The organism is Acidobacteriota bacterium, assembly GCA_018001935.1.
Classification (GTDB): Bacteria; Acidobacteriota; JAAYUB01; order JAAYUB01; family JAAYUB01; genus JAGNHB01.
Genome location: JAGNHB010000021.1, coordinates 72,759 through 80,340, shown reverse-complemented (window position 1 = coordinate 80,340; position 7,582 = coordinate 72,759). Strand labels below are relative to the sequence as shown.

Below are 7,582 nucleotides of genomic sequence, written 5' to 3'. Positions count from 1 at the left end.
GCTCCGTCGAAATGACGAGCGGTAAATCGTACCTGACGGAAATGACCAAACGCCAGCGCACGCTCTTGGAGAAACTCAAGGTGCCGCCTCCGCCGGTCACATAGTTATTAACTTCGCGGATTTTGGGTTTTATCCCGAAAGGATAAAGGATGTTAGCCGGCGGGTGTTCCCCCGGGGGTGCTCCCGCCGGTTGCAGTCCGTTTGAAGACCCTTGCGCCCCGGAGGCGGCGGTGGAAAAGCGTGGTCGCTCGTCTGACAGGATACGATCGTCCCGCTTTCCGGCACATTCCTTCCGGCGCCCCGCCGGGGCGTAAGGGAAAACCCCCAAAGGGGCTACACGAACGCTGCAAGCTGAGTTGCGGGGCGGTCTCTCCGGGTGCGGCCTTCCGGTCCGGGGAGCAGCGGCCGGGAAAAACCGCCTTCCCCGCACCCTTTCAGGGTGCGTCGGCTCCGCCCGCTGCCGCGTTCCGGGGGCGTCGACGCGGGCGCCCGGAACGAACGGCCCGTTGCACGTTCGCGGCCGGCGCCCGCGTCTGGCCCCCGGCTGGGACGCCCCTCCCCTTCGGGGAGGACAAGGGCCCCCGAAGCGCCAGCCCCGGTTGGGCACCGCGAACGCCCGACCCCGGCTGGGCACCGCGAACGCCCGACCCCGATTTGATTTGTGTCCCCCCCTCCCCAATTCCCCGAAGGGGAAAGGCGTTTCAGGCCGGGGCAAGCCGCGGACGCTGGGGAATCGCAGCAGGACCGCGACGACGTGGCGGGCGTCCGCGGCGCCGCCCCGGGGACAAGACACCGCCTCGCCAGGACAGACCCGCCCCGAAGGCGGCGGGAGCCGGGGCAGCCTCCAGGCTTGCTCCGAAAGGCAACATCCCCGAAGAACTGTGCCACCGCCCACCGGGAAGGGAGAAGATCGAGGCTTGCGGGCCGCCGTCGCCGAGGGGGCCGCCGATTGCGGCTGCGATTGCGATACCGATACCGATACCGACCCCGATACCGATACCGATGGAAACCCCTCCGGACCTACAGCCTACAGCCCAACCCGGATAAACCGGAGAGAAACCACGGATGAACACGGATGAACACGGATGGACACGGATGGACACGGATCATCCGGACGCTCCAGAAAAACACAGGCGGTCTTTACCTCTCGCAAAGGCGCAAAGACGCCAAGCCTCGCAAAGCCGGAACCGGAAAAGGGGGATTCCTTTGCGAGGCTTTGCGTCTTGGCGTCTTTGCGAGAGACCGGATACGTCGATTCCGGAACCGGATCAGCACCAGTGGGGTATTTTAGCCCCGGGGCATGCCGGACGACCCTGCCGGGATTCCCTCCTCCGTCCCCGCATCGGTTTTCCCCGCTCTGAAAGCGGTGGGAGCCCAACGTCGATCTCAAATCTTGCTAATTTTGCCAAAGATCTTACTTCGAAGGGACTACAGCCTAACAGCCTTCAGCCTATCAGCCTTCAGCCTATCAGCCTTCTACTCCACCTCCACCCACATGCTCCCCGAGTGGCTGCCGAACTCCGGGGCGTACATGCACCCGATCTCGGCCATGCCGCTCTGGTAGCGGCCGCGGAGCTGGACCCGGAGGGTGTACTCGAAAACGTACGTCCCCTTCGGGAGGTAGTCGATGAAGAAGTGGGACGCCGTGTCGCGGGTGGACTGGTAGTACCACAGCCCGTCCTGGTACCGGTAGCCCGAGAGGACACTGGTGGGCTCGAAGCCGCTCCCCCGAAGGTCCTTCAGGTGGACGTACTCCATGTCCCGGTCCGTGCGCAGCACCACCCGCACCGTCACCAGGTCCCCCACCCGCAGCGGCCCGGTGACCGGCTCAAGGGTCGGCCCCTTGTCCGAGTCGCGCTTGACGAAGAGCGTCTTCTCCAGGGAGAGGTTCGTGGCGTGCGGGGTCACCTTCGCCATGTCCTCGAAGTACTGGAAGTGGACGCCGCCCCAGGCGATCCCCGGGTCGGTCTTCACCACCGTCACGTCGGCGTACTCGGGCTTGACCGCCGGGCCCGCCCAGCGCTCCTGCCAGTAACCCGTTCCCGCCTCCACCGCCGAGGGTTTCACGGTCTCGGACCCCAGCTTCACCTGGACGATCTCCGTGCTCTTGAGCAGGTCGTCGCCCCGGAGGAGCAGCGCGTAGACGGCGTCGGCGGTGGCCTTGGTGGTCTTCCAGTCCCGCGCCTGCTTCTGCTTGAGGAGCCAGACCTTGCAATCCTCCACCGCCGGAGCGTCCGCCGTCACCTCGCCCAGGGCCTCGATCACCATGGCCTGGGTCTCGATGGGCGCCCGCCACCACCACCAGGACAGCTCGTCCTCCCGCCAGAACATCCCCAGCTCCGGCGTGGATACGCTCCGCTCCTTGAGGGAGGCCAGGATCTTCCGCGCGGTGAGGGCGTCCCCCAGCCGGTGGAGGGCCAGGGAGAGTTCCGCCTGGCAGAGGCGGCTGTTCAGCTCCAGCCAGTACTTCCGTGACTGCCCGAGGTAGTAGTCCACGGCCTCCTTGATGTCCCCCTCGAACGGCCGGTCCTTGAGGAAGAAGGACCGGGCGTAGAGGTAGTGGGCCACCAGGGGCGTCAGGTGGTTGGCGTCCCGGATGACGATGGAGCGGTAGATCTCCACGATCCAACGGTCGAGGTAGGCCAGGGCCTTCACAGCCGGCTCTTCGTCCACCTTGACGTCCAGGTGCCGCAGCCGGCCGAAGCCCGTCACCACCGTCAGCGTGATGAACGGGTCGGGGCGACCGCCGGGGAACCAGGGCCAGGCGCCGTTGTCCAGTTGCAAATTCTTCAGCTTGTTCCAAGCGCGCTTCACCCCACTTTCCAGGGTGTTGGCGTCGAAGAGGAGCCCCACCCGGCGCTTCGCCGCCGACTCGTCCTTCGCGTCCAGGACCCACGGCGTCTCCTGCAGCAGGGCGGACTTGAGGTCCTCGTTCTTCTCCAGGTTGGACTTCAAGGCGTCCGTCCCCTTCCACGCGTCGAAGATCTGCCGGATGCGCGGGTTGGAGTTGGCGATGCGCCCCGCCAGGCTGTTGGCGTAGAGGCGGTTGAAGACCTGCTCCGAGCACTCGTAGGGGAACTCCAGCAGGAAGGGGAGCGCCTGGACGGCGTACCAAGCCGGGTTGGAGGTCATCTGCACCGCCAGCCGGACCGGCTCCAGGGTGGAACCCGGCGCCCCGACCTCCCGGAGGCGGTCGAAGCGGAAGGTGCGCGTCTCCGGCCCCCGGGCCCACAGCGGCAGCGACTCGGACACGAAGAGGCGCGAGGAGAGCACCGGGAGCGCCCCCGTCTCGCCGTCGCTGCACGCCACGGCCGCGGCCTTGACGGTGTAGCGCAGGGGCGGCGCCCCCACGGGGACCGACAGGCGCCAGGAGAAGGCCCGGCTCTCGCCCGCGGGGACCTCGAACGCCTGCTCCCGGTCGGCCAGCGCGAGCTTGTCGTCCATCTTCGCGTCGGTGGCCAGGTCGGCAAACTCCAGGCGGACCCTCCCCGACTGGGTGTCCTTGGAGAGGTTGGTCACCCGGGCCGTGAACTCCAGGACGTCGCCCTCCCGCACGAAGCGCGGGGCGTTGGGCTGGACCATCAGGTTCTTGCGGGTGACGAGGTGGTTCACCAGGGTCCCGGAGCGGCAGTCCTTGGTGTGGGCGATGCCGATGAACTTCCACTTGGTCAGCGCCTCGGGCATGGTGAACTCGAGGGTGACGCCGCCGTCCGGATCTGTCAGGAGGCTGGGGAAGAAGAAGGCGGTCTCGGCGAGGTTGGCCCGAGCCTTCACCTCGTCCAGGGCCGGGGCAGGGGTCGTCGTGGAGGAAAGGGGAGCGGCGGGCTTGGCCAGGTCCGACAGCTCGTTCCGACTGCCCGACTCCTCCTTCTCGCCGACCATCCCGCCGAGAAACCCCGACCCCGCACCCAAACCGGCGCCGCCCTTGGCCTTGAAGTCCATGCCGGTGCTTTCGCGGGCTACGCCGTCCGCGAAATTGTCTTTCCGCGCATCCGCGGACTGGGCCATCACCCGGCCGTAGTAGAAGTAGTCCTCGGTGAGGTTCTCGGGCATGTGGACGTAGGTGATCTTCGGGTAGGGGCTCAGCGCGTTCCAGGCGTCCCGCCAGACGTTGAACCGCTGGGCGGCGTTGGCGAAGCGCTGGCTGCCGAAGAACCGGTTGCTCCGGAGGAAGCCGAAGCCGTACCACCCGTGGCCGTAGAACTGGTCCAGCGACGCGTCGTAGAGGGCCGCCGCCATCTCCGCCGCCACCGTTCCCGCCGTCTTGCCCTTCACCTTGACCCGGAAGGTTTCCTTCGCGCCCGGCTCGAGGGCGGAGCGGAAGGTTTCGAAGGAGAGGTCGAGTTCCTTGGTGTCCCAGGGAACCTGGACCCAGTGGGTCTCGGTGTAGTCCCGGTTCTCCCGGACCTGGGTCAGGCGCACCGCGAAGCCGCCGCGAAGCCGGTCGTCCACGGGGAAGCGGAAAGATTCCCAGGTGACGCCGGGCGCGGTCCAGAATTTTTTCAGCATCTCCCGGTCGCGCCAGATCTCCACGAAGCAGCGCCCACGGTCGTAGCCGGTACCCCAGGCGGCGTCCAGGGACTTGCCGACCTCGACAGTCGTCGACTTCACCGCCGTCAGGAAGGGCAGCCGGACCTCGCAGCGGGACGCCTTCCAGCCGGGCAGCACGAGGAGCGGGAGCAGCGTCTTCACCATCTTGCCGTCCCTGTCCTTCGCGACCGCCTCCACGCGGTAGACGCCGGGCGGCAGGCTCAATTCGGGCTCCGCGGGTGTCTTGCCGTCGGTTTCGAAGGCCTTCTCCCACACGTTCCGGTCATCGGGCCACCGCGCCCAGTTGTCGGGGAACTTATCCTCCGCCCCCGGGTCCTCCGTTTCGCCGTACATCTCGCGGAGGTAGGATTTTCGCACGGGCTGCGGGGGCTCTTTCAGGCGAATCACCCTGAGCGTGCCCGCGGCGGGGAGCGTCATGCCGTCCAGCGTCCGGGCGAAGAGCCGGAGCTTGAAGGGAACGTCACCCTCCGGCCTGGGTTCGGACGCGTTCAGGGCGAGTTCGAAGCCCTTGTACCCCAGCGTGAGCGAGACGGCGCCCGAGCGGGTCTCCCCGGCGGCGTCCGTGACGTCGGCGTAGACGGCGAAGACAAAGGCGGGGTCGTCGGCCTCGGCTACCGAGGGGTCCGGCTTCGCGACGAAATCGACCTTGAAGGCCCCATCCTTGCCCGTCGTTACCGTGCCGTGGGCGATCTCCTGGGCGGGGGCGGCGCGCCAGGGGCGGAACCACGAGTAAAAGGACGGCCAGCGGACGGTCCGCACCACGCGGAAGCGCACGGAGGCCCCGTCCATGGGCGCGCCCGTGTAGGCCGTCGCCGTGCCCTTCACGGTGACCCCGGCGCCCAGCTTGACCTGCTCCGCGGGCAGGGCGACTTCCACCCGGAAGGTGGGGCGCTTGTACTCCTCCACGCGGAAATAGCCCTGGCCGCGGGGACCCTCGCACTCCAGGCGCATCTGTCCCGCCAGGCGGTCGGCGGGGGCGGTGAAGCTGCCGTTGAAGCTGCCGAAGTCGTTGGTGGTCAGGGTCTGCCGGGCGACCTCCTGGGCGTTGACGTCCAGGAAGCGGACGACCACGGTCCGGCCGGGGAGCACCTCGTAGGTGCCGGCGTCCTTGTCGGCACTGACGCAGATCCCCTTGAAGTAGACCGTCTGGCCGGGCCGGTAGATGGACCGGTCCGTGAAGAAGACCGTCTGTTCCTTCTCCTCGGGCTGCCACCGGCTGACCCAGGTGCCGCCGTCGTCGAAGAGTTCCGTGGCCCCTTTGCGGGCGTGGACGTGCATCTCGCTGTAGCTCGTCCCCTTGAGGCCGAAGCGGTAGTACCCGTCGGCCGCGGTGACGCGGGCGGGGCCGAACTGGAACCGGCTCCCCTTGCGCACCACCAGCGACACCGTGGCGCCCTCCACCGGCTCGCCGGTGACGGCGTCCACCACGAGGCCGTCCACCTGGTCGTAGCCGGGGCGGACCACCAGCGCCAGCGAGCTGACCCACAACCAGGTGGTCTGGAGGTGTTCCGCCTCGGTGAAGCGGGGCCCGGAGGAAACAAACACCCGGTAGTAACCCGGTTCGAGGGACGGGACCGCCACGTCCCGGGTTCGGGGCTTGTAGTCGGGCGTTTCGGGGAGATCCACCGTCCAGGCACGGGCGGGCGTCCGGGACAGCAGTTCGTTGCAGCGAACCGCGTCGAGCTGGTTCGGGTGGCCGTACTCGGCGTTGAAGAACGCGTCCCAGGCGTCGGGGACCACCCGGAACCAGAGCCGGGTGCAATTCCGGTAGGTGAGGCGGAGGGTGGCGTGTGCCGCTTGAATTTCGCCCGGGCCGGGACGGCCCGTGGAAACCGCTGCGCCCGGGTCGGGACGACCCGTGGGAACGATCTTTTCGCCGGTGATGGAGAGGCTCTTCGCCTCCACCTGGTCCACGAGGTGGCGGCAGGCCTGGGCGCCGAGGGACTTGGGAAAGCGGCGCTCCCCTTCCAGGGCCGCGTCACGCGCCTTGACGAAGTCCCCTTTCTCGTGCCACGCGCGGCCGAGGGCGGACTGGACGAGGCTGAAGACCTCCAGGTTCGCCGCTTCGTCGGCCAATTCCCGGAGCCGCTCGATCAGCCGGTCGTTTTTCCCTTCCCCGTAGGCCACGTTCTTTACGTAGCGGAGGCGCTGGAGGTCGGCATCCACCACGGCGGCCCGGTTGCCGTCGGCCTCGTGGAAGCGCAGCACGTCCTGGAAGAGTCGCAGGGCCCGGACCTTCGGCGAGTCGGCGTTCCCCCCGGGCGGCGCCCAGGCGAGGAAGTCCGCCCGGGGCCCGAAAGCGGGGGAGTCCGCGGCGATCTCGAAGGCGTCCTCGGGCCGGGCGCCGGCCTGCTCCCCGGCGGTGTAGAAGGCGAGGGCCTCGAAGCTCACGAAGTCGTAGACGGTGGGGCGGAGCTTCGGGTCCGTGGTCCCCGGCTCGAGAAAACCGGCGAAGGTCTCCACGGGCGTCTTCTTCAGTCCCTCGGCCCCCGCCAGGACCTCCTGGAAAAGCCGGTCGATGGTCTCGAAGAGCTTCGGGAGGTCCCAGGTGGTGAAGTCCTTCTCGTCCAGGGCGGCGGTGCGGGTTCGCTGGAGGAAGCGCCAGCGGTTGTGCCGGAAGTACTGCCAGTACCAGTCCGCCAGAAGGACTTTCAGGAGCGGACGCGCATCCTCGGGCGCCCCGGCGATGAGGGCCTGCAGGCGGGTGATCTTCTCCTCGGGCTTGTTCCCCTGGATGTTGGCCTCCAGGACCGTCTTGAGGCCCGTCGCCCGCATCCACTCCGCCCGGTCGCCCCGGTCCTTCGCCGACGCCAGGATGAGGTCCAGTTTCTCCACGGCCGTCTTGGGCAGCCCGTCGCTGACCGCCTTGTTCACCTCGTTCCAGAGGGCCCGGGTGTCCGTGACCGATTTGGGTGAAACCGGCGTCTGCGGCCCGGCGGCGGCTGCGGTGGCCGCGACGAGGCAAACCAGGGTCAAGATGCCGAACAGGGTGCGTTTCATGGGGCCCTCCTTGGTCCCGGGCGGACCCGCG

At 68.1% G+C, this 7,582-nt stretch carries 1 protein-coding gene; it reads right to left on the bottom strand.

All coding sequences use genetic code 11. The annotated features are described in order from the left end of the window. Nucleotides 1-1,476: 1,476 nt before the first annotated feature. Nucleotides 1,477-7,551 carry a hypothetical protein gene (locus tag KA419_10220; GenBank protein MBP7866314.1) on the bottom strand — a complete coding sequence of 2,025 codons (6,075 nt, stop codon included), beginning with the start codon at nt 7,549-7,551 and terminating at the stop codon, nt 1,477-1,479. Nucleotides 7,552-7,582 lie beyond the last annotated feature (31 nt).

What these genes read in the sequence shown, in the direction of transcription:
- KA419_10220 (MBP7866314.1), bottom strand. Translation starts at nt 7,551, where the DNA reads ATGAAACGCACCCTGTTCGGCATCTTGACCCTGGTTTGCCTCGTCGCG.